This is a genomic window from Bacillus sp. FSL K6-3431 (assembly GCF_038002605.1).
GTDB lineage: Bacteria > Bacillota > Bacilli > Bacillales > Bacillaceae_C > Lederbergia.
Map to the genome: position 1 here is coordinate 3856442 of NZ_JBBOCT010000001.1, position 24390 is coordinate 3880831.

23 protein-coding genes and 1 pseudogene are annotated in these 24390 nt (G+C 36.7%); 15 read left to right on the forward strand and 9 right to left on the reverse strand.

The annotated features are described in order from the left end of the window. Positions 1–50: 50 nt before the first annotated feature. Complete coding sequence (locus MHB53_RS18675) at positions 51–1082, reverse strand: LacI family DNA-binding transcriptional regulator (RefSeq protein ID WP_340921224.1); 1032 nt, start codon at positions 1080–1082, stop codon at positions 51–53. Positions 1083–1407: 325 nt separating this feature from the next. On the opposite strand from MHB53_RS18675, the gene MHB53_RS18680 reads away from it, so the two are divergent. The 6 genes from MHB53_RS18680 (at position 1408) to MHB53_RS18705 (ending at position 7862) form a co-directional block, all read left to right on the forward strand. Next, positions 1408–2283 (forward strand): sugar phosphate isomerase/epimerase family protein, encoded by an 876-nt coding sequence (locus MHB53_RS18680; protein ID WP_340921226.1) that lies wholly within the window; start codon positions 1408–1410, stop codon positions 2281–2283. 35 nt (positions 2284–2318) lie between these two features. Continuing rightward, positions 2319–3608 (forward strand): ABC transporter substrate-binding protein, encoded by a 1290-nt coding sequence (locus tag MHB53_RS18685; RefSeq protein ID WP_340921228.1) that lies wholly within the window; start codon positions 2319–2321, stop codon positions 3606–3608. Positions 3609–3758: 150 nt separating this feature from the next. Then, positions 3759–4718 (forward strand): carbohydrate ABC transporter permease, encoded by a 960-nt coding sequence (locus tag MHB53_RS18690; protein ID WP_445661535.1) that lies wholly within the window; start codon positions 3759–3761, stop codon positions 4716–4718. Then, positions 4719–5537 (forward strand): carbohydrate ABC transporter permease, encoded by an 819-nt coding sequence (locus tag MHB53_RS18695; RefSeq protein WP_340921230.1) that lies wholly within the window; start codon positions 4719–4721, stop codon positions 5535–5537. A 46-nt stretch (positions 5538–5583) separates the two neighbouring features. Continuing rightward, complete coding sequence (locus MHB53_RS18700; protein ID WP_340921232.1) at positions 5584–7047, forward strand: M81 family metallopeptidase; 1464 nt, start codon at positions 5584–5586, stop codon at positions 7045–7047. 77 nt (positions 7048–7124) lie between these two features. Next, complete coding sequence (locus tag MHB53_RS18705) at positions 7125–7862, forward strand: glucosamine-6-phosphate deaminase (protein WP_340921234.1); 738 nt, start codon at positions 7125–7127, stop codon at positions 7860–7862. Between the two features lie 353 nt (positions 7863–8215). Here MHB53_RS18705 and MHB53_RS18710 read toward each other — a convergent pair whose 3' ends face one another. The 3 genes from MHB53_RS18710 to MHB53_RS18720 form a co-directional block, all read right to left on the reverse strand. After that, positions 8216–8395 carry a small acid-soluble spore protein H gene (locus tag MHB53_RS18710; protein ID WP_340921236.1) on the reverse strand — a complete coding sequence of 60 codons (180 nt, stop codon included), beginning with the start codon at positions 8393–8395 and terminating at the stop codon, positions 8216–8218. A gap of 20 nt (positions 8396–8415) precedes the next feature. Next, a complete protein-coding gene (locus MHB53_RS18715) occupies positions 8416–8601 on the reverse strand; it encodes an H-type small acid-soluble spore protein (protein WP_340921238.1) in 186 nt (61 codons plus the stop codon). Positions 8602–9562: 961 nt separating this feature from the next. Continuing rightward, positions 9563–9787 (reverse strand): hypothetical protein, encoded by a 225-nt coding sequence (locus MHB53_RS18720; RefSeq protein WP_340921240.1) that lies wholly within the window; start codon positions 9785–9787, stop codon positions 9563–9565. A 487-nt stretch (positions 9788–10274) separates the two neighbouring features. Here MHB53_RS18720 and MHB53_RS18725 point away from each other — a divergent pair, with 487 nt between their 5' ends. Next, complete coding sequence (locus MHB53_RS18725; protein WP_340921242.1) at positions 10275–11498, forward strand: Zn-dependent hydrolase; 1224 nt, start codon at positions 10275–10277, stop codon at positions 11496–11498. A 276-nt stretch (positions 11499–11774) separates the two neighbouring features. On the opposite strand, the gene MHB53_RS18730 is transcribed toward MHB53_RS18725, so the two are convergent. Then, positions 11775–11981 (reverse strand): hypothetical protein, encoded by a 207-nt coding sequence (locus MHB53_RS18730; RefSeq protein ID WP_340921244.1) that lies wholly within the window; start codon positions 11979–11981, stop codon positions 11775–11777. Positions 11982–12254: 273 nt separating this feature from the next. Here MHB53_RS18730 and MHB53_RS18735 point away from each other — a divergent pair, with 273 nt between their 5' ends. The 6 genes from MHB53_RS18735 (at position 12255) to MHB53_RS18760 (ending at position 16805) form a co-directional block, all read left to right on the forward strand. Next, entirely contained in the window at positions 12255–13013 is a 759-nt protein-coding gene (locus MHB53_RS18735; RefSeq protein WP_340921246.1) for a conserved phage C-terminal domain-containing protein, read from the forward strand. A 139-nt stretch (positions 13014–13152) separates the two neighbouring features. Next, on the forward strand, positions 13153–13692 hold the full coding sequence (locus MHB53_RS18740) for a VUT family protein (RefSeq protein WP_445661454.1): 540 nt from the start codon (positions 13153–13155) through the stop codon (positions 13690–13692). Between the two features lie 290 nt (positions 13693–13982). After that, a complete protein-coding gene (locus MHB53_RS18745; protein ID WP_340921248.1) occupies positions 13983–14132 on the forward strand; it encodes a hypothetical protein in 150 nt (49 codons plus the stop codon). Positions 14133–14418: 286 nt separating this feature from the next. Further along, a complete protein-coding gene (locus MHB53_RS18750) occupies positions 14419–15141 on the forward strand; it encodes an SDR family NAD(P)-dependent oxidoreductase (protein WP_340921250.1) in 723 nt (240 codons plus the stop codon). A gap of 26 nt (positions 15142–15167) precedes the next feature. Then, positions 15168–15803: a ThuA domain-containing protein gene (locus tag MHB53_RS18755; protein ID WP_340921253.1), complete on the forward strand. Its 636-nt coding sequence runs from the start codon at positions 15168–15170 to the stop codon at positions 15801–15803. A gap of 198 nt (positions 15804–16001) precedes the next feature. Then, positions 16002–16805: a transglycosylase domain-containing protein gene (locus MHB53_RS18760; protein ID WP_340921255.1), complete on the forward strand. Its 804-nt coding sequence runs from the start codon at positions 16002–16004 to the stop codon at positions 16803–16805. Positions 16806–16962: 157 nt separating this feature from the next. Here MHB53_RS18760 and blaI read toward each other — a convergent pair whose 3' ends face one another. Further along, positions 16963–17358: a penicillinase repressor BlaI gene (blaI, locus tag MHB53_RS18765; RefSeq protein WP_340921257.1), complete on the reverse strand. Its 396-nt coding sequence runs from the start codon at positions 17356–17358 to the stop codon at positions 16963–16965. Positions 17359–17399: 41 nt separating this feature from the next. Continuing rightward, positions 17400–19199 (reverse strand): BlaR1 family beta-lactam sensor/signal transducer, encoded by a 1800-nt coding sequence (locus MHB53_RS18770; protein ID WP_340924841.1) that lies wholly within the window; start codon positions 19197–19199, stop codon positions 17400–17402. A gap of 468 nt (positions 19200–19667) precedes the next feature. Here MHB53_RS18770 and bla point away from each other — a divergent pair, with 468 nt between their 5' ends. Beyond that, a complete protein-coding gene (gene bla / locus MHB53_RS18775) occupies positions 19668–20594 on the forward strand; it encodes a class A beta-lactamase (RefSeq protein WP_340924843.1) in 927 nt (308 codons plus the stop codon). A gap of 176 nt (positions 20595–20770) precedes the next feature. On the opposite strand, the pseudogene MHB53_RS18780 reads toward bla, so the two are convergent. Then, a pseudogene (locus MHB53_RS18780) lies at positions 20771–22342 on the reverse strand (endonuclease MutS2); the annotation flags it as partial. A gap of 619 nt (positions 22343–22961) precedes the next feature. On the opposite strand from MHB53_RS18780, the gene MHB53_RS18785 reads away from it, so the two are divergent. Beyond that, positions 22962–23705, forward strand: coding sequence for an SDR family NAD(P)-dependent oxidoreductase (locus tag MHB53_RS18785; protein ID WP_340921259.1), 744 nt, complete (start codon positions 22962–22964; stop codon positions 23703–23705). Between the two features lie 295 nt (positions 23706–24000). Here the strand turns inward: MHB53_RS18785 and MHB53_RS18790 are convergent, their stop codons facing one another. Beyond that, positions 24001–24300, reverse strand: coding sequence for a phospholipase (locus tag MHB53_RS18790; protein ID WP_340921260.1), 300 nt, complete (start codon positions 24298–24300; stop codon positions 24001–24003). Positions 24301–24390: the final 90 nt, after the last annotated feature.

Here is a 24390-nt window from a genome sequence, read left to right on the forward strand (position 1 = left end):
TCTAAGTCCGATCTGGTGAATAAAAAAGTATAACATATTTCTTTTAATCATTATAAAACTTTTAGGACAGATTCTCTTTCAACTATGTGATGTGGAAGAAAATTCACTCCGTTATCTAATTGTGTGTGTGGTTCTTCCAGCAATTTCATTAAATATTTGACACTATTTACACCTATATCCTCAAAAGATTGTGAAACGGTAGTTAACTTTGGAGTAACCATATTAGAAATCGATAGATTGTCGAAGCCTATGATTGAAATATCTTCGGGTACTCTTAGGTTTTTATCGTGAATGCACCTCATAGCGCCTATAGCCATTTCATCGGTTGCTGCGAAAATAGCAGATATATTTGTTTCGTTTCGAGTTGCAAGTATCTGCTCCATCGTGGCATAGCCACCTTCATAACGAAAGTTTCCGTAAGCAACATGCTTTGTACTAAACGGAAGATTGTAAAAACTTATAGCATTTTTATAACCTCTAAATCGTGGCTCGCCGACTAATTTATTTTCAATTGGTGAGGGAGTTATTATTCCTATATTCTTATGACCATGAGAAACTAAGTATGTAATAGCATCAAATGATGCACTAATATCATCTGTTTTAAATGATGAATATTTTTCGTTTTTATGATCCCCCAATACTGAAATTACCGGAATCCTTAACCTATTAATTACTTCATCATATTCCTCTGGAATTATTCTGCTAGATATAATAATACCAGATACGCCATGTTTCTTTAATGATACAAATCCATCTATCATCTGTTCTTGAAAAGGGCCATCATGGTCTAAATCACGCAGCAATAAATCAACATTTGCATTTTTGGCTGTTCTGCTAATACCTCTGTATAATTCGCCAAAATAGAACGTTGTAATATCAGGAATTAATAAGCCTAATGATATATTTTGTTTTTTTGAGCTTAAAGACTTTGCCTTTTCATTGGGGTAATAATCTAGATTACGGATACTATCCAATACTCGTTCTCTGGTTTCAGCATTAACTTTTTCAGGATTATTTAAAACCCTAGATACAGTCGATATAGAGCATCCAGCATCTCTAGCTACATCTTGTATTTTCGCCATTAAAGTGAATTCATTCCCTTATCATTTTATTGAAATAGTATTATTTAAAGACTTGGTTGTCAAGGAAATGATTTACGTTAATTCTGAATTATGTATCATGACTAAATTTTCTAAAAAATTATTGACATCTGTTATTTGGATTGATTATACTGTGTATGAAAACGGTTTATGAAAAAACAGTAAAAATGAAAGGGGAATTAGTGAAAGTAATCAAAATATAAATATTCAAAGATTATGTGTAATGGTAAAAAGGTAATTACTTGTCAATTAAGAAAAAAGGATCGAATATGGGGTAGTTTATGAAATTTTTCAGGAGGGAAATTCTATGATTAAAGGATTAAGTCAGGCTGGACTCAATAAGGTTGAAAATGTAGAAGAGTTAATAAATCTCGCTTCAGCAAATGGATTTGGAGCTATTGATACAAATGGAAGTGACTTAAGAAGATGGATAGAGGAAAAAGGGATAGAAGGTGCAAAGGAATTTTTAAAAGAAAAAGAAGTTATAATTGGTTCGGTAGCTTTTCCAGTGGAATGGAGAAGATCAGAAGAGGAGTTCAAGAATGATTTAGCGATTCTGTTAGCTGATATAAAAACGGCTTCATATTTTAACTGCAAAACATTTTTCACATACTTTATGCCATCTACTGATGAAAATCCAATAAATTATTTGCTAGCGCTTACAAAGCGTATAAAGCTCTGTGCTCGGCTTTTAAATGAGTATGGGATGACTCTTGCGCTGGAATTTGTTGGTCCCCTTCATTTAAGGAATAAATGGAATAATCAATTTATATATGATATTACATCTACTTTAGAGTGGATCGAAATAATTGGTGAAAGTAATGTAGGGGTTTTGTTGGATAGTTTTCATTGGCATACGATTGGTGGTTCACGACAAGATATCCTTGATTTAAAACCACATCAGATTGCCTATGTTCATATTAATGATGCGAGAGATGTACCTATTGAAGATGTTTTGGATGATGATCGGCTTTATCCGGGCGAAGGTGTAATTGATTTAAGTGGTTTTCTCAGTGCATTAAAGGAAATTAATTATACTGGTATTGTTTCACAAGAAATACTTACTCCAGAAGAACCAACAGAAACAAATGATTGCTTAGCTGAGAAGTCTAAAGAAGCTTTTGCAAAGGTCTTTTCTGATGCTGGAATAGACTCACCCCTTATTAACGCTGTTCATTTATAAAGAGTGGTTAAAAATATAAAGTAGGAGGGTTGGGTATGTCGTCGCAAAAAAAGAAAAATATATTAATATCAATTGTTTTAATTGCATTATTAGTATTAGTTGCATGCAATCCAAATAAATCATCAGAGACGAACGGTAAAGATTCGGATGGGAATGTGAAATTAGAAATATTAAGCTGGTGGACGGCAGGTGGCGAAGCAGATGCATTGAGTGCTGTTTTGGAAGGATTTAGTGCTAGAAACCCAAGCATAATTGTGGAAAATGCAGCTGTTGCAGGTGGAGGCGGAGCAAATTCGCAGGCTGTTTTATCTACCCGACTTCAAGGGGGGGATCCTCCAGCGGTATTTCAAGCCCAGGGTGGAACAGACCTATTACGTTGGGAAACAGCGGGATATTTAGAAAACCTTGATAGTATTTATGAGAAAAATGGTTGGAAGGAAGTTTTTCCAGAAAAAATTATTGAAATGAATATGAAAGATGGACATGTTTATGGTCTTCCGATGAATGTACACAGAAATAATGTCATTTGGTATAACAAAAGTATCTTTGCAGAATATGGCCTAGAACCACCTAAAACATTTGAAGAATTTTTTGAAGTGAGTGAAATTTTAAAGGAGAAAGATATTATTCCATTCGCCTTAGGTGACAAAAATCCACGATGGGCAACTCTGGTTTTTGAAACTGTCTTATTGGAGAAATTTGGGGCAGAAAAATTTGCACAGTTGTTGAGTGGTGATTTGTCGTTTGATAATGAAGGGATTCGTGAATCAGTTGAAACATTTAAAAAGATATTGAGTTATACAAACGAGAATCATAGTTCACTAGATTGGCAGGATGCAGCAGATCTGTTAATAAACAACAAGGCTGCGATGCATATAATGGGAGATTGGGAATCAGGTTATTTTGAAAGTAAAAATTGGGAGCCTGAAAAAGATTATGGTTGGATAGCTACCCCTGGTGCAGAAGGAATTTTTAATGTAGTCAATGATTCAATGGGATTACCAAAAAATCTTAAAAACCCAGATGAAGCTGAGCAATTTGTCGAGTATTTAGGCTCGACAGAGGCACAAGAAGCGTTTAATAAACTGAAGGGTTCTATTCCAGCTCGGACCGATGTAGATATCTCAAGCTTTGGAGTATATAGTCAATCAGCGGCTGCAGATTTCAAAAAAGCCACTATCTCCATCAGTTTAGCTGGTGGTTCTGCTACACCGGCTGGATTTTTGTCTAAGTTGGATGATGCTGTAAATATATTTGTTACACAGCAAAATGTAGATAAGTTTATTGATTTACTTATACAAGCCGAACCTTTATTAAAAGAATAATTCTAATAACGGAATAGATGATTGTCATTCATTAGCAAGAAGCGGTCGTTGCTTGTCTGTACGACCGCTTTAAACTAACTAGATTAGTTATTTTACCATAGGTTGTTATTGAAGGGAGGAATCACTTTGCAAGCATATAGTAAGACTCAGATGAATAACAAACAAGGTAAGGGTAGGCTTCATTTGATTAACAAAAATCGGGGAAAACTATTCTCGATGGATAAATGGTTACCTTTTTTTGTCGTTTTGCCTTCTCTTATTGTGGTTTCTGTTTTCGTTTATATTTTCATAGGATGGACAGGCTATGTGTCTTTAAGTAATTGGAATTCCTTAGTACCCGATTATAGCTTTGCGGGATTGGAGAATTACAAAAACTTATTCCAATCTTTCCGCTTCCAATCCGATATTAGAAACATGATATTTTTCTCTATTTTTTTTATCCTTGGAGTATTGGCTTTAGGGCAGCTACTTGCCGTATTACTAGATCAGAATATAAAAGGAAAATGGCTATTCCGCAATATATTCCTTTTCCCTATGGCTATGTCCTTTGTCGTCACTGGGGTCGCTTGGAGGTGGATACTAAATCCGGAGTCCGGTATCAATCTAATTCTACAAAAGTTCGGTTGGTCACCTGGATGGTATACGGATACGACAATATTCCCGGGGTGGGAAGTATTTCAAATCCAATTTGGACTTCCGTTGGGGTTGATAGCAGTTCTTATAGCAGCTATTTGGCAAATGACAGGTTTTTCATTAGCGATGTATTTGGCTGGACTAAGTGGAATTCCAGAGGAGCTAAGAGAAGCGGCTCGTATGGATGGTGCAAATGCATGGCAAACTTATGTGAAGGTGATACTGCCACAATTAAAGCCGATAACATACGGTGTTATCCTAATTATGCTTCAAGTATCATTAAAAATCTTTGACTTAATTTATACCATGACTGGTTCTGGCCCAAATTTTGTTACAGATATGCCAGCAATTTATATGTATGAAACAACCTTTAAAGGTAGCTTTTATGCAGAAGGTGCAGGAATTGCTATTTTCATGCTTCTCTTAGTGATGTTTTTTATCATACCATTTATTTTTAGACGGAAGGAGGAATTGTAAATGACTAAATCCCTTTCGAGAGCTTCTACTTATATTGTATTAATAGCGTTAAGTATTCTTTTTTTAATTCCTTTTTATATCCTTATAGTCACTAGTTTGAAGGCGTTTGAGGAAGTTTCCTTTTTAACAATGTGGCATTTACCTAAATCAATTGAACTCTCAAGCTATCTCACTGCGTTTAGTGAACTATTACCTAACTTATGGAATAGTTTTAGTATGGTGATTCCTGCGACATTATTATCAGCATTTATCGGATCCATAAATGGATATGCACTGTCGAAATGGAGATTTAAAGGCTCTGAATGGTTATTTTCTATCCTATTATTAGGTATGTTCATACCTTATCAAAGTATTTTAATCCCACTAATTAAGACGATCGAAGCCATGGGTTTGTACAATACGATCACGGGACTAGTTATTGTACATGTTATTTATGGAATACCTATTACCACATTAATGTTTAGAAACTTTTATGCAAGTATTCCACAGTCAATGATTGAAGCAGCACAAATAGACGGATGTGGGTTCTTCAAAACCTATAGTCATGTTATTGCTCCCTTATCTATAACTGGTTTTGTAGTAGTTGGAATATGGCAGTTTACGAATATATGGAATGAATTTTTGTTTGCTATTACCATTACAGGCCATAACCATCATCCAGTTATGGTAGCTTTACAAAATTTAGCAGGAAGTCAAGTTGTAGAGTGGAATATTCAAATGGCCGGAGCGATATTAGCGGCATTTCCAACGATGTTGATATATATATTCGCTGGTCGATTCTTTATTAGGGGCCTATTAGCAGGTTCTGTTAAGGGATAACTACGATGTTTATCAAAAACTGATAAATAATTAAAGAAGGTGATGAATGGTGAAAATTGTGGTAGGTAGTTTTTATCATGAGACTAATACCTTTAATCCATTTCAAACAAATACAGAAGATTTTATTTTTGTTGAAGGGGAAGAAATAACAAAACGGCTTGCTAGCACAGAAGTGTTTAATAAGCGGGGTGTGGAGGTTATTCCCAGTATTTATGCAACGGGCTTATCATCAGGGGTTGTCACTCAAGAAGCATACAGATATTTCGCCGATAAGATTCTTACAACTTTGGAAACGGAGCCCGAAATTGATGGCATTTGGCTGCATTTACACGGATCAATGGTAGTAGAAAACATCGGATCTGGTGAGCTTGCATTGTTAAAGGAGATAAGGGGATATGTAGGAGATGAGGTACCGATATCTTTAACCCTGGATATTCATGCGAATAATGCTATTAATCTGAATGAGTATGTGAACATAGTATGTTCATATCGTACAGTTCCACATGTCGACCAGTATGAAACCGAGCAAATTACAGCACATCTCTTAATAGATGCAATAGAGAAAAGGTCAATGATTAAACCATCTTTTATTCGTCTCCCAATGGTGATTTCTGGAGAGAAGGCCCTTGGTGCTGCTGAACCACTTAAATCTATTTTTGCAAAATTAGAAGAGGTCGAAAACAGGGAAGGTATTTTAACCGCATCATTCTTCATTTGCCACGCATGGAGTGATTCGGAGAACACAGCATCTTCTATAATTGTTACACCACTTTCTGAGTCATATGAGGGAGTAGCGGATGAAGTTGCAAAGGAATTAGCAGAGTATGTGTATAATAAGCGGAATGAATTTGAATTTGATGCACTTGTACTTGAACCTGAGGAGGCCATAGGTAGAGCGCTAAATGAAAAAGAAAAACCAGTCTTTATCTCTGACTCGGGAGATAACTCTACGGCTGGTGCACCAGGAATAAATACACTATTGCTTCGGTTATTGAATGAAAAAGAATTAGGGAGTAAGAAAATCGCTATTGCTGCAATATTTGATGAAGAAGCCTTTAAACTATTAAATGTATGCAAAGTTGGGGAGCGTATTTCAATAAGAGTTGGAAAAGACTATGATAAAAATAGCGCACCAGTATTCTTAGAAGGTACACTCAAAGCAAAAGGTGATCTTCTCGGATATTCAAACGTTTCCGCTGATAAGGTAGGTGAGGTATGCACCGTCACTGTCGGCAACTTAGATGTAGTAATTGCTAATCGGGGAGATTCGTTTATTACAATTAATCATTTTACAAGTGCTGGAATAAATATTAATGATTATGACATTATTGTCGTAAAGCAAGGTTATTTGTTCGATGAACTAAGTGCCGTATCCAAATTAGATATTTTAGCAATGACACCGGGTGCAACCTACCAACGAATTGAGGACTTGCCCTACCAATTTATTCCCCGCCCTATATTTCCGTTGGATCAGGGGAAAGAGGACTTAACAAGCATATTGCAACTATAAAACAGAAATCGAATATAAGAGTGAAAGATATTTGGACAGTAGCATAAAAGATTAATTTTGTTAAAGGAGTACAATAAATGAAAATTATTCAAACGAAAAATTATGATGATATGTCAAGAGAAGCTTATAAGGTAATTGCCAATACTCTATCAGAAAATGAACGTGCAGTTATCAATACAACTACAGGCGCTAGCTACGACGGGACTTTTGAGTTATTAGTGGAAGCAATTAATAATGATAAACTATCAATCAAGAAAGCTATTTTCACAAACTTAGATGAGTATATAGCAAAAAAGAATAAAGCTTTTACAGTATATACGTATATGCATAAAAAGTTTTATGATTTAATAAAGTCAAAACCTACATACATCGGATTATTAGATGGAGATGTAGAAGACACACAAGCAGAAATAGAACGCTATAAGGAGATTCTAAGGAAATATCCACGAGATTTACAAATTGTAGGGTTAGGTGTAAATGCGCATTTAGCTGCAAACGAACCTGGAACATCCTTTAACTCTCGCTTGTTTCTTGCCGATAGTGATGAATCCACAATTCAAAGTACAATGGGTTATCATAATTTATCACAAGAAGAAGCTCCTACACAAATGCTTACAATGGGCTTAGCAGATATAATGGAGGCGAAACATATTCTTGTGGCTTCATCGGGTGAAAGAAAAGCCGAAGCTGTGAAAGCAACCCTTGAGGGGCCAATCAACGAAGATTGCCCTGCATCTATTCTACGGACTCATCCAAACGTTACGTTTATTATGGATGATGCAGCAGCTTCATTATTACAAAATAAATATAATTAATCTTATGTTTCAAGCCTATAGACATATAAAATGTCCATAGGCTTGATTTATTTTAATTTAAGGAAACTTAGTGATATTGGTGTTAAGGACTATAAAAAAGATATTTTTACTCGTAGGCTTGAAAAAGGTAACCACAATTATTTATGGATCATAAGAAAGGGCAACACAAGAAATGGATCCCAATTGGATAAAACTGTAGCATATGCGTTGTTCATTACATGGGTAATAGAGAAAAAGTTAACGCATCTAGCTGATAATTGTGTGCAGATGCCCCGGCGTACAGAAAACAAGTGCTAATATTATATTGCAAGTGAATAGAGGAAAATACCTTGAGTTTATTTTGTTTCATCCATCTATTCCTCAAAAAGATTAGTAAGCTGCACTTCAAATTCGTTTGTTGGGTCATCCAATGGATAAATGCGTGCTGTATCGCTTTGTTCATTCACATGTTGAATATAGACTCGTTGACCATTATATGTGACCTTTTTTAAGTCAGGCGATAGTGCGATTTCTCCTGCTCTTTGTTTGTTCATTCTAATCCCTCCATTATTTTTCAAGGTCCTGTTTCAAATAAGCCATCCAAATCTACCAGTTGTACATTATTCAGCTCATCAAGAGGGAAAATCGTAGCTGTTTTAGTATTTGTATGTACTTCTTGAAGATATACTGGTATCCCGCGATAATGGACGTTGATCTTATTGGTTGAATTCATAATTTCTTGTGCGCGCTGGATGTCCATAAAAATAATTACCTCCTGTCATAAAAGTTAAATTTATCGCAGATTAACGGGCAGTAAAACCCCCACTTCAAGGATTTCGAGTAAAAACAATGAAGAGTAAGTCGGGGATCAACTACCCGTAAAGGCCCGATTGGTTCAGGCCGACAGGATGTTGGTCACTCAGGCGTTGCCGCAGGACGCGGCGACCTTAGCCTGAGTTCCTTAACAATCAGTGGAGGATGATAGAAAACCCCCACTAATTGAATTTCGCTTTATTTTTCTCATGTTCTAAAGAAATTATAAGAGGTAGTAAAAACCATTTTTCTGATCTAATATAATCTAATCTTGCACCGCACTGGCTTATGGTTTGAACAGGGAATATTGATCCACACAATTTAAAGTTTTTCTCATATGAAACCCGCTATATGCAACTGTAAATGCTTGATATCCAATACTGTACACCTGCTTATGTTTAGTTTGTGGGATTCATATATAAGTTGTCTGTAAACACGTTATTGGGAGTCCAAGTCTCATCAGGCAGCTTAACGAAGACCAAATCGAAACGGTAGGACAATTGCCAAGGGAGCTTGTCATCCTTGCTAAATACGAAAATGTTGGGATTGGGACTGTGGAAAGATTATTTGAGCAGTTGAAGGGAAGCAGGGAAATTAAAAAGCAAAAAATGCTTCTTTTCTAATAGAGGTTTCAATATTATTGATCCGAGTACTATCCAATTTTATTTATAAAAATTTCGGAAAATGTAAAAAGTATCAAATGCTACCACTGTTTCAATAGCGAGAAGCGGGAGCAAATGTGGTAAAACATGAGCATCATCAATATAGAAATGAAGTGCTGTTAAACTAAAAACTAGATGCGGAAGTAAAACGGCTGATGTGTGGGGTATCAGGCTTTATTCAGGATCTTATTCACTAAATTACTTCGAAAATATTAAGAAGGTATTTTCTTGAAATATTCAGATTTGTCACAATGTATATGCTACAATAAAAGAGCAATATAATAGGTTTCTCACGGGCGGTCGGCACACAGTTCCTCCAATTAGGAGGGAGGTGATGCCGTATGACAGTTTTCGAATCGTTGACCAGTATGATTGCATTTGCAATCTTGGTTGTGGCCATTCTGTCATTCCATAAAAAAGACTAAAACCGCCCATGAGTTTACCCAGCTCTGGCGGTTTTAGCACGTTCATTGTGCCGACCCCCATAAAAGGGAACCAGCTATTGCGTAACCGTTTCGATGTATCGAGCATCGAAGCGGTTTTTTTAATTTATGACCTTATTGAACATATTATACCCTAATATTGTTCATTTGAAAACGTATATACATTCGGCTATTTTTAAAATGAACTGGCAACTTTCTAAAATGCGAGAAACCATAATACGGTTCCGATTTCTTTTAAATGAAAAGGCTAGGGGGAAAAGTGATGAGCAAATTATTAGTGAAGGAATATCCCGTGATGATTATTCCATCGTTGGCTGTAACAGTAAGCCGTTGCTAGAGGATTAGAAGTAGGCTATTATTATTATTATTAATGACAAAACCATTCCCATTTAAGTTATATGTTTAACTCTAGGCGCCATCGGCTCTTAGGGCAAGCCAATCCATCTTGAGGGTTTAAAAACTAATTCAAGACGGCTCTTGTGCTTTTTTTCTATAGGAGAGGGGTAATTTTCAATATGAAAGATGTGCAAGAACGAATTGAAAGACATATAGATACATTGAGTTGGTTTACTTCCACACCAGGAAGAGGCACGACTCGTCTTACTTATAGTAAAGAGGATTTACAGGCAAGGAATTATATTAAAGAAAAGATGAAGGAATATGGATTAAAGGTTAGAGAAGATGGGGTTGGAAATATATTTGGTAAACTTGAAGGAACTTTAAAAGACGCACCGAGTGTGCTAATAGGTTCGCATTTTGACTCTGTCCCAAATGGGGGTAACTATGATGGTCCTGCAGGGATAGTAGCAGGGCTTGAAGTAGCCGCTCTCTTTTCAAAAAATCATATTAAACCTAAATATCCTTTAGAAGTCATTGCTCTTGTCGAAGAAGAGGGAGGAAGGTTCGGAGCAGGATTAATGGGATCAAGAGGGATTGTTGGGTTACTTAGCGAGGATGAATTTAAGCAAATAAATGATAAAGACGGAATCTCAACAGAAGAGGCGATGGCAAGTATTGGGCTTAATAGCACACTTCCGAAAAAAAGAGACCCAAAAACAATAAAGGCATTCCTTGAATTACATATCGAGCAAGGGCCGATTCTTGAGGAAAAAAATATTCCGATTGGTGTAGTAGAGTCAATTGTAGGATTAACTCAATTAGAGGTAACAATAACAGGCCAAGCAGGACATGCAGGAACAACACCAATGGACCGCAGATATGATGCATTAGTAACAACGGCCAAGATTATTGCTCAGTTGCCAGAACTTGCAATTGGTGAAGGGACAGTTATAACGACTGGGCGCCTTCATGTATTTCCAAACGGAGCAAATGTGATCCCGGAAAAAACAGTGTTCTCAATTGATATTCGATCTAGTAAAGAAGAACATGTATTGGATGTCATCCAAAAGGTAGAAGAATTAATAGAGTCATATAGTGGTCATGGTATGCAAACATCTGTAGAACAATCTTTATATATTCCACCAAAAGCAATGAATCAAGACATTATGTCCCTTTTGAAGGAAAAATGTGATGAGTTAAAAATTGAATACAGTCCCATTCATAGTGGTGCGGGTCACGATGCTATGGTCTTCTCGGATTTTACTGACGTAGCGATGCTATTTGTTCCTAGTAAAAACGGATTAAGTCATTGTCCGGAAGAGTGGTCAGATTCTCGTGATATAGAAAAAGCTGTGTATATTCTGTTTGAGGCAGCCAAGAAGTTAACGGAAGCAGAGTAGATATGATTCATACAAAAATTATGCGTGAGAATGCAAAACATATATATTATTAATTTTATTGTGGCGTATCTAATTTATGTTAGGTGCGCTTTTTTGGTGCGACTGGATTAAAAGGGCTAGACCATTTGTATGGTCGTGGAATCTTGCCATATATGGAACCGTACACAGATTGATTGGTGTGGGAGGTCGGCTAATCAATTAATGATTAACCTCCTACTCGATTAATTATTCATATTCCAAAGGATTGGGTGTTTTACTAAAGTTTCCTTCACGGGTTTAAGCCCTTCCCGTCCCTATATGTCCATAAATCCGCAATCCGACATTCCCGTCTTTTGGCAGTCCCTTCATAAAATTCGTAATAGCCGGCTCTTCAGGCCCTTGGAAATTTTGCTGAAAAATAGCCAATAATTCATTATAATATCCATCCCCGTTGTTCTGAAGCTCCCCGGAAATATCAGGAAAATCCTTCGTTAATTCATCCATCTGCTTCTGTTCTTCCGAATTAAAACTGTCTATATAATCAAGCTGGCCGAGGAAGTGGCGCTAACTGACCGTCTATTTGACCGTTCAAATGTTGGGTTGTAAAAGTAAATTTCATATATTTTCTTCAACTAAGGTGTCCTTTTTCCAAATTCCTGTATATATAAAGGGCAGGAGGCGGCGAACCGATGCAAGAGTTTAAAATGACTTGGTTTGGTCATGAAAGCTGAAACGGTTCCGATTTCTTTTAAAATGAAAAGGCTAGGGGGAAAAGTGATGAGCAAATTATTAATGAAGGAATATCCCGTGATGATTATTCCATCGCTGGCTGTAAAACTAGGGTTGAATGAGGCGATAGTGCTACAGCAAATTCATTATTGGTTAGAGACAAGCTCGCATCTGCAGAATGGACGAAAGTGGATTTATAACACGTATAAGGATTTGCAGATGCAATTTCCATTTTGGTCAGAGAGCACGATTAAGCGGATGATGAAGGCGTTGGAAAAGCAGGGGTATGTTACAGCTAGCAATTTTAATCGTTTAAAAATGGATCAGACGAAATGGTATAGCATCAATTATGAGAAGCTTGCTGAATTAGAGGGAGTGTGTCGAAATGAGCAGACCGCTATTCAGAATGAGCCAATCCATGACGCAGATTGCCCTGGACATGAGATGGGTTTGGTACGAGCAATACCAGAGATTACTACAGAGACTACGACAGAGACTACGACAGAGACTACGACAGAAGATAATACTATCCCTTTTTACGAAGTGATTGCATACTTGAATGAAAAAACGAAATCCTCCTACAAAGCAGGCACAAAGAAGACGCAGGCTTTCATTCGCGCACGCTGGAAGGAAGGTTTTACATTGGCTGATTTTAAGAAGGTTATTGACTTGAAAACAGCAGAATGGCTGCATGATCCCCATTGGAATAAGTATTTACGGCCGGAGACATTATTTGGGACGAAGTTTGAGTCTTATTTGAACCAAAGGCTTACTCAAAAACAGTGGAGTGAGGAGGACTTTGATTAGATGACTAAACGGGAGACTTTTAAGCTACTAATTAAATCCGCTGTATGCGGTAGAGGTTTTAGCTACCCTCTCAAAAAAACTAAGGAAAACAGTACTCTTTTCTTAGAGTGCTGTTTTTTTATGCAAAGGAGAAGAAATTATGATTAGATTAATTTCATATTTAGTGGCGATCGTAATAGCCATTGTGGTGACAGCATCATTCGCTCCATTATCGCTTGGAGTTTTTATTGTGCCGATGGGGACATTTTTGATAGGCGCAACTTTTATTTTAAGAGATCTAGTACAGAATAAATATGGTAGAAATAAAACATATATTGCAATTGTAGTTGCACTCATTATTTCTGCGCTCGTTTCCTTTCTATTAGGGGATACATTATTAATTGTGCTTGCCTCAGCTATTTCATTTGCTGTATCAGAGACGACGGATACAGAAATTTATACTAGGCTAAAACTTCCGATTGCATGGAGGGTGTTTTACAGTGGATTAGTTGGGGGATTCTTTGATTCAACTATATTTGTCATTATCGGCCTAAGTCCACTTGGGGCAAACTTTATTCCGTGGGAAGCAGTGCCGTTTGCTATTTTCGGTCAACTCTTTGTTAAGACGATTATTCAGGGTATGGGTGCATTAATATTAAATAGAGTAATAAACATTCAAAAGCCAGCCAGTCCTTTCTAGATTTTCGGCGTCGATTAGCGGATTTCACTTACAAATAAAGGAGAGATTATTATTGCAACAACTTTATAATCCCTTCTTTTCTTAAAATGTCCGCCTCATGCATCAAAAAAACCATTTCATTAAATCTTCATTTCTTTTATTAACTAAATCTAACAGTTCATTTAAAAGCCGGTTAAGTATGGGTTAATCAATAAAGTTTTCGGAAGCGGATGTATATGATGATATTAGATACGAAAGAAGGGAGTGGAAACCTCTGTAATTATTTTTCAAAATAGTTAGGAGGAATTGAAATGAAACGATATTGGAAACTGTTAGTTCCGATGTTTGCCCTGTCCCTTGTTGTTGCATGTAGTGGTGGTCAAGATATAAATCCACTAAATATGGAGGAACCTGCTGGTGTAGATGATAATACAGGGAATGGTGACGTAGAAACTGAGTAGTTCTTTCTTTTTAATGCGACTTTAAAAAACAAATAACTTACTGGCTGTAAAGAAACTTCTAAAAGAAAAGTAATTTTCTTTTAGAAGTTTTTCTTGTATACGGATTTGTAGTTTTGAATTCATATAAAGAAGTTGAGATTGTTTGTACAATTAATTATATATCTAAGAAAATAAATAAAGTGGTGGAAGTATCCACGCAATATTCTAAATTTGGGTTATGATAATAATAGAGGGCGTTGGAAGTAACGTAAGCTAAATCTATCAAAATCGAGGTGGATACATACTCATGAAAAAGATCGCTGTTGTTACCGGAGCTGACAGAGGATTAGGGATTAGTCTTACCCGCTGGTTATTGGAAAATGGATATAAAGTATTTGCAGGTCAGTTCATGGAAAGCTGTGATTTTCTCAAAGAAATGAAGGCGTTATATCCGGAGGATCTTGAGTTGGTGCCTTTAGACGTGGGTAAGGATGAGAGTGTTCAGTCTGCAGCGCGTATGATCGCTGCTAAGGCGACGCATATTGATTTGATCATTAATAATGCAGGGATTTCGCATCAAGCGGATCAAGCGACTATTTTGGAAAAGCAGAATTATGAAGTGATGCAGGAAATATATAATGTGAATACGCTTGGGACTTTGCGAGTTACTAATAGTTTGATGGAGTTATTGCTTCAAGGGTCAACTAAGTTAGTAGTTAATATTTCGTCTGAGGCTGGAAGTGTCGAAAAAAATAAAAGAACGAATATGTATGGGTATTGCATGTCTAAGTCAGCGATGAATATGCAGTCATCCATTTTGCATCAACATTTACGAACGTTTGGTGGACAGGTGATGGTGTTTTATCCAGGGTGGTTACAATCATATATGAGCGGTACTTTAAATGAGGAAGCACCAACAACTACGGACGAATCGGCCCATAAAATTATGAATCTTGTAAAAGACCACAAGACATACATGGCGGATCAGCCGATCTTTTTAGATATTGACGGAAAGAAATGGCCTTGGTAAATAATTAGTTAAAGGGGATTGTCGAAATGAGTAAACCAAAAGCGATAGCATTGGGGAATTATGCAGATGCAAAATATCATCCGTTTACAGATGTAGATAAACAGATCGAAATGATTTTTCAAGATTCCATTGATGTGAAAAGCACTGATGATTATAGTGTGTTAGATAAGGAGCGCTTAGCAGGGAATGAATTGTTTATTTCCTATACAGAATTTGCTGATGAGCCATTACCAGCATCAAGTACTGCTGCATTACTTTCTTATGTTGCTGAGGGGGGAGGACTACTGGCGATTCATAATGGTGTCTCTTTGCAACGAAATCAAGAACTTGGTGCGATGCTTGGTACAAGATTTACTGGGCATCCTGCATTTGGTTCTTTACCTATTCAAGTCAGCGAGCCTGAGCATCCAATTATGAAAGGCATCGAGGATTTTATCATTGATGATGAGCCATATCGATTTGATATGTATCCACATTATCAAACGACGATTTTGGCTGAATATGAGCATGAAGGTAAAAAGTGGCCAGCAGCATGGGCACACGAATTTGGCCTTGGTAGGGTAGTCTATTTAATGCCGGGCCATCAGCTATCTGCTTTTCACGTGCAACCATATCGGGACCTAATTTTACGCGGTGGTTTATGGTCCGCGAAATTATTATAGTTTAGAATAACTAAAATTACTCATTACATAAGGTTGCTTCTTCGTTTTTGAAGGGCAACTTTTTTGTTATTCAGTACGGAAGCATTTAACTGTTAACGTGACAAAGATGTAAGATTACTGAAAGGAAGATCAATAGAAGCAGGGAGAATACTCTTTTATACTGAAGATAGAAAATGAAATATAAAGGAGAGATCTCCTATGAATGCAAGTTATATATCAGATATAAATGTAAGTGGAAAATCAGCAAGTCGTGAGCAGAAACAGAAGAAAAGGAAAAATATGAATATATTGAAGTGGCTTATTTATTCTGTTTTAGTGATATTTGCTCTATGCCTAGTTACTGTGATCGCAGGTGAAAAGCTAACAGACGGCGAGCAACTAGCAAAACTGGAGGAAATAAGAAATGAACCAGGGTTTGTTTCAATGGGGCAGATGCCTGCGTATTTGCCGAAAGCTTTCGTTAGTATTGAGGATCATCGATTTTATCATCATTTTGGTGTGGATCCCATTTCAATGATTAGGGCGTTTATTGTTGATGTTAAGACTAGATCTTTTGCCGAAGGTGGAAGTACGATCACGATGCAATTAGCAAAAAATCAATTTTTAACTCAAGAAAAATCGATTAATCGTAAATTCAAAGAGCTGCTTATTGCGATTCATTTAGATCGTATATACACAAAAGAAGAGATATTAGAAATGTATTTAAATACGATTTACTTTGGACATGGGAAATATGGGATTGAACAGGCTGCTAATTTTTATCTAGGAAAAACATTTCAAGCCAATGACCTAGGAAAAGAAACAGTTACTTTAAGAGAAGCGGCCATGCTCGCATCTCTACCAAAAGCGCCTGAATACTTTTCACCGATTAAACATCCTGAAGATGCCTTTAACAGACAGGCTGTTGTCCTAAATAGAATGAATGAACTTGGAATGATCACAGAAAATGAAAAAGAGGCTGCAGTTTGGAAGTCTGTGGATCAGCTACCGATAAATCAATAATGAGCTACGACTTCCGTGTTTGAACGTGAATATGTTGATATAACATTTTGACAGATGATGATAAAAATAAAATTCCCTGTTCCTGATAAATATCAAGAACAGGGAAAGGACTGTTAAATCTAACTAAGAAATGCATAACCATGGCTTTCAACTAACTTCATTTTTTGATTCTCTTTTCTTTAGGTTTTTCGCCCAATATGGAGCGTAATTCTTTAATATCATCTTCTGACAAAGAATCCTCCTGGATGAACTGAACCAACATTGACTTTAACGTTCCGCCATAAATTCGATTAATAAAAGAGTGGGTCTCGGCGCTCTGACACTCCTCTTGCGAATAAAGCGGGTAAAAGGTATAGACTCTTTGATCTTTATTGACACCGACCACTTTTTTCTGAGTAAGACGATCCAAAAGGGTGCGTACGGTTTTCGACTTCCAATCCGTTTTCTCCTGTACGGAAGATATCACTTCATTGGCCGTTCTTGGAGACCTATTCCAAAGCACATGCATAATTTCCCATTCTGATTCTGAAATATTGGGGATTTTCTTCGTCATCCTTATTTTCCCTCCTTCTTTTGGATGTATGTAACATTCAATTATTCTCCAATTTCCTTAATGATTCCTTTATCCCTCAAAATAGATAACGTGATTTTTGCGGCCTTGCTTCCATAACTATTATCTTCATTTTGTAAATTGGTTGCAAAGAAATAGGTATTGCCCTTTGTTTCTACATATCCAATAAACCAACCGTTTATATTCTTACCATTCACATTGCCAGTACCGGTTTTTCCGGATAGACTTGCACCATCGTATACCTCTAATAAAAGGGAATCTTTAACGGCTTGGATATTCTTATCTTCAAATCCAAACTGGTTTGTATAAAATGCCGATAGTAATTGTACTTGTTCGATTGGAGATATCTTTAAGGAAGATTCTAGCCAATAGTCTGTTCCATCAGAAAGATCATAATTTCCATAGCCAATTTGTTTTAGATAAGCTTGGATGGTATCTCGCGGGATTTTTTGGTCCAATTCGTTAAAATACCAGGTTACTGAATTTTTCATGGCTGTCGATAAACTTTGGTTCGAATTCCAGGATTCATAAGGATACTGTGTTCCATTCCATTTGATAGTGGAATTATCACCCGTTATTACCCCTAACTCTAATCCAATTAATGCGCTATAAATTTTGTAAGTAGAATTCGGAGAAACTCTATTCATGCTACTATCTTTATTATAAATGGTATAGTGATCTGCTCTCATATCATATAATACAAAGCTTCCATCATATCCAGTGAAGTATTCGCTGAAATCTTCATAAAGCGTGTTTTCTTCACTGTTAAAATTATAACGGTTTTTATCAGTGGACATGGCAGAAATAAATGGGACTTGACTCACTACGAATAGGCCTATAAGGACAAAGATTGAAATACTTTTCAGCTTTAACCACTTCGATTCAATCGTAAAAGATGCAATTTTTTCAATCCGTTTTTTGATTTGCTCCTTGGGACCATTAAATCCATTAAATTGATTGGTCCAAGTAACATGCTTCGAGTGTAAGGCTAGTTCCACGAAATGAATAATCGTATTCCCATAATCTACATGACAAGGCTCATCCAATGATTTTAAAACAGCCATATCACAGGCGATTTCACGATCTACCCTCATTTCTTTAAAAGCAATCCACACAAGTGGATTAAACCAGTAAATAATTTGATAAATGATGAGGAGGGAATTTGTTGCAATATCTTTGTATTTATAGTGATGTAGTTCATGCATAAAAATGTATTGGAAATTTTCTATAGGCATCGATTCGTCCAGATGCATCGGCAATACAACGTATGTCTTAAATATTCCGAACGTCATTGGAGATTTGACCAGTGGTGATTCTCCTATGAATATAGGTTTAGATATATGCAAACGATTCTTACACTGTTCAAATAAGTGTAAAACGTCTTTATTGTTCAAGACCGATGTTGTATTTTTTATTTTCTTTAATTTAAACCAGGCATGTAGGGACAGAATAAGCATCACTAACATGCCTGCAATCCAAATACTGCCTAACGTTATATTCAGGAAATCCAGATTGAGACGGTTAACAGATACCGTGAAATCCTGCATCCAGTTTCCGTTACTGAGCCTTGAGCTTTCGACGTTGTGGATAGAAGAATTGATAATCCCATTGTTTTGATTTATATCGAATGATAGAAAAAGATTTTCAAAATGAAACAACTGTTTCGGTATAAATGGGAGCGTCAATGCGGCTAACAACAAAAACCATAGATTGTACTGCCATTTCTCTGAAATGTGCCTTGAAAATAACTTCTTAATGAGCATAATAATAACTATAGTAATAGAGGACACCATAAAACATGTGAATATATGAATGAGGAACATTCTTTTTACCTCCATTTCTCGAAGTATCGCTATAACTTCCGCTGCAACAAACTTCATTATGATTTATCCATAAATCGGTTATCAAATTGTATCATATATATCTTCCATCTTTGTTGCTAAAAAAATCCCTGTGGTATTTGCAGTTTAACAATTCGTTATTAGATTATCAATTTTTAGTTTGTTGATACCTAATGGAGGAAAATTTAATAGATACGAACTCAGTGGTCTTTAGAAAGTTGGGTATTCCTTTTTTGAATTAAATGGTTGACATCCTTTGATTACAATTGTAGTATAGGACTACAGTTGTAATCAACTGATTTGAAGATTAAAGGAGGAAAGTGTAGTTGATTTTGATTTGTTCAGGAAAAGATATACCTATCGGTTAACAATTAAGACTTTTTAATAGTTATAAATGAAGAAGATAGGGTGCAAATTTAATTATTAAAGTAGAAAGAGGTTATTCATTTGATGAAAATATATAAATACAAATTCAGCATACATAAATTTACACTATCTATATTGCTACTCACGCTGCTTACACTCACGGCTTGCGCGGATAGAGAAAGTTCACCTGATGCTTCATCTAAGGAGGGGAACGAAGGGGAACAAATAGCAAATACAGATGAAAAATTTGCCCAACTCGAGAACGACTTTGACGCACGGCTCGGTGTCTATGCAATCGATATGGGCTCAAATAAGACCATCGAATATCGACCAGAGGAGCGTTTCGCCTTTACATCGACATACAAGGCTTTGGCAGCGGCCATCGTACTGAAGCAAAACACTATGGAAGAGCTTAAAGAAGTCATCACTTACACCGAGGATGATTTGGTTTCCTATTCTCCGGTTACCGAGAAACACGTGGGTACCGGAATGACGCTTATGGACATAAGCGAGGCTGCGGTTCGATACAGTGACAACACAGCGGGGAACCTTTTGTTTAACGAATTGGGAGGTCCTGAAGGATTTGAACAAGCTTTACGGCAAATCGGTGACGACATTACCCAAGCGGATCGATACGAACCAGAGTTGAATGAATTCACCCCGGGAGATCCTCGTGATACTAGTACACCAAAAGCTCTTGCTACCAGTCTCGGGGCATTCGCAGTCGGCGACATTCTTTCAGATGATAAGCGTGAACTATTCACGGATTGGCTACTTGGAAATGCTACAGGAGATACATTAATTCGTGCGGGTTCACCTGAAGATTGGGAGGTCGGCGATAAGAGTGGGGCAGGAAGTTATGGAACGAGAAACGACATTGCAGTTGTTTTCCCGAAAAATAGAGAACCAATTGTCATTGCGATTATGTCGCGTCATGATACGGAGAATGCCAAATATGACGATGCGTTGATTGCAAATGCTGCAGAGGTCGCACTTAACGCTTTAAAGTGATGCAAGAAGAGGGATTAGAAAAAGGAAAGACGACATCTTGCGTAAATTGTAAAATAACAATTAACTCAACAAAAATAAGGTATAGGGATTACGATTCCCTATACCTTATTTTCATCAAATCGTTCCGTACCACTGGTTCTTCAATCGCTGAACTCAAATCATGCCCCATCGTCAGATTTTCTGATTATATTTTTGTTCACTCGTTCAATACGATAATCTTTATTTTTCATATACACCTGTGCTTTTTGTATAATATGTTCCTGTATTTTCATTTTTCGCGAAATCCAAAAGGCATTACTTTCCCCAGACTTTCCAATAAGAAGTTTATACAAAGGCGATAATGTTTCACTATTGAATTGCATAGCGGCGTTCATGAAATCGATATGCATTTCCGAGTAACGTTTTATTTCACCATAGTGGGTAGTAGCAACTGTCATGCATCCCATATGATAAAAGGCTTCCAAAATAGCAATCGCAAGTGCGGCACCTTCATTTGGTTCTGTCCCACTACCTATTTCATCAAATAACAATAATGTATTATTATTAGCTGCTCTCATGATTTCGGAAATATTACTCACATGGGATGAAAAAGTACTTAGTGCGTTTTCCATATTCTGATTATCACCGATATCAACGAAGATATGATCGAAAACGGCGATTTCTGATGCGGGATCAGCTGCAATATGGAGACCGGACATCGTGGCTAGGGTTAGTAAGCCAACTGTTTTTAACACAACCGTTTTTCCGCCAGCGTTCGGACCTGTAATGACTAAACTGCGATAGCTTTTGCCAATTTCAAAATCTAACGGAACAATCTCTCCGTGTAGAAGAGGATGTTTACATTTAATTAACTGTATATACCCATGACTATTTAACCTAGGTTCTATACCGCCAATCTTTTCGCTATGTTTAGCCTTTGCAAAGATCATGTCATATTGACCAATGCGTTCGATATTAAGCATTATACTGCTTATTTCCTCAAAAATCATGCCAGATAAAGTCGCTAAAATCTGATATTCTTCCATTGCTTCTTCCGCTTTTAAGGTAGCTAATTCCGTGGTTAACTTTGTAATAGATGCAGGCTCAATAAAAACAGTTACCCCTTTGGATGACGTCTCCACAATCGTTCCGGTCACATGGTTCTTATAAGAAGCCTTGATCGGAATTGTATATCTATCATCTTTCTTACTAATAAAAAATTCTTGAATATACTCCTTATTGGCACTGCTTTTTAAAAACTTATTTAATCTGTCTTCAATTTTCTCCCCTGTCGTTTGGATGCGGCTTCTAATACGTTTTAATTCTTTACTTGCAGCAGAATCGACTTTATTACCTTTAATGGAAAAATTAATTTCTTCTTCTATGCTTGTGAATGCTGACATGGATTGGGCATACAAACTTAGCACAGGTGCAATTAGCGCTCTTTCTAGCATAAAGTCTTTCATCTTTCGACAACCCTTTAAAAAAGTAGACATATCCATTAATTCCGTTGGATTGAAAATGACTCCTTCTTCAAGCTTTTCAATCATATTCTCTATATTAAAAAGGCCAATCAAAGGAACGCTACATTTTGTATTCAATATATTTCTCGCTTCCGTTGTTTCGCTTAATTGGTTTTTCACTTTTTTCATATGAGAGCTAGGCTGAAGCTGATCTAATAATTGCTTTCCTAACTCGCTTACACAATATGATTTTACTTCTTCCATTAATTCGTTATACTGTAATTTTTCGAATGTCATTGTATTCATTTTTATTCTCCTCACTATGATTTACTCACCAATGAAGATACCTAATACAAATATTTTACTGTCATTTTTTAAAAATAAAAAAGCCGTGGGGATACCACTGCTTTACTTTATAACAAGGCATGTGTAGACCTATTATTTAAGTTTAAATAAACTAAACATGATGAAATGTATAGTTAAACAATAAATAATGTTACACGCTTTATAAAGTATTGTAGGTATCTTCATAGGTAATTTAAATAAATCCATAATAAAATAAAGGAAGCCCAAAGCGCCCATTTACCATAAGATTTATTTTATTAATTTTTTCTCCTATTTCGACACTACATTACTCAAAAAAAGCACCCCTTAAATATATTTATTTTAATACCATTTATATCCAACTCATTTCATGAATTATACTACATTGCCCTCTTTCAGTAAAGGGGCAAATGAAATATAAGAACACCCTGAATTGCTTTTTCCTTTAGAATAAATCCCCTATAATTGGAGGGTATTTATTCTATTATTGTATAAGCTATTATAAGTAATACATTATGGTCAATTTATCATTGATGGCGGTACAACTGCGGATAATGTAAAACCTCCAAGAAGTCAGTCTTTAAATGAGGAGAGATGTTGGATGAAACTTACTGATAAAGTAGCAATTGTAACAGGAGGAGCGAGCGGAATCGGTGAAGCTACGGTTCGCTTATTCGTTGAAGAAGGAGCTAAAGTGGTAATTGCGGACTTTTCTGAGCATGGAGAAGAACAATCTGAACAACTTAACACCGAAGGATATGATACTTTTTTTATCAAAACAGATGTAACAAATGAAGATGATGTCAAAAATATGATCACACAAACAGTTAACAAATATAGAAAGCTTGATATTATGTTTGCTAATGCCGGGATTGCGAATGATGGGGCAGCGCATGAACTGACTTTTGAAAAATGGAAAAGAACGATTGATATCAACTTATCAGGAGTCTTTCTTTCGGATAAATATGCGATAGAGCAAATGCTTAAACAAGGCACAGGTGGAGCAATTGTTAACTCAGGATCGATCCATAGCTATGCGGGGAAAATAGGAGTGACGGCTTATTCATCCGCGAAAGGCGGAGTCAAGCTTTTAACACAGACATTAGGCGTAACTTATGCAAAAGAAGGTATTCGTGTGAACGCCGTCTGCCCTGGATATATCGATACGCCGTTAATCGCCGGTGCGGATCCTGAAATGAAGCAACAGCTCGTTGACCTTCACCCACTTGGACGCCTTGGGAAACCAGAAGAAGTGGCAAAAGTTGTCTTGTTCCTAGCAAGTGAAGATGCCTCATTTGTAACGGGTACAAGCATGCTTGTAGACGGAGGTTATACAGCACAATAATTTGAAATTAGTCAGGGCATATCTCACTAATGTAAGTAGAGAGTATAATGCTCTCTACTTTTTTTGTACTATCTTTTTCCGGAACACATATTTTTACTGGATAAAATCGAGTTCAACATGTCCGCGAGCTTGGATGCAGTTCACTGATAAAGTGGCCAATTTAGCTGGATGCTTGAATATACAACCTAATTCACATGTAAAAAAGGGATTTAGCAAGTAATCTAAAAAGTTATATAGAATGTTAAGAATTGTCCCATATTCATAAAAAATAAGGCTATTTTGCAACTCTCTTACTTTAATCTCTATAAAATCCACAATTAACTAGTGTTTGAAATTTCATGTATTGATGAAGTAAATGCGCGTGTCTTCCCATTCTCGTATGAGGGGTTATCAATGGGCGGAGGTGGCGAAGAAATTCTCGGTCACATTCACAATAGTTTCCGGATCGCCGATAACATTCATCGTGTGCACGACAAGCCGCATCCACTTTATTGATTGGAGCTCCCGGTCCGCTGCAGCCAGGTCCACACCAGTTATAGCCTGGCAGGATACAAAAGCGCAACCTTTTTTTATATCTTCTCCTTTTCAATCTCACAACCCCCCTCTAATTTAGCTTAGTAATATAGGATATTCAGTGGTTCATAGCTTTGTATAAGCGGTTTTCTTACATGTCCTCCAAGAATTT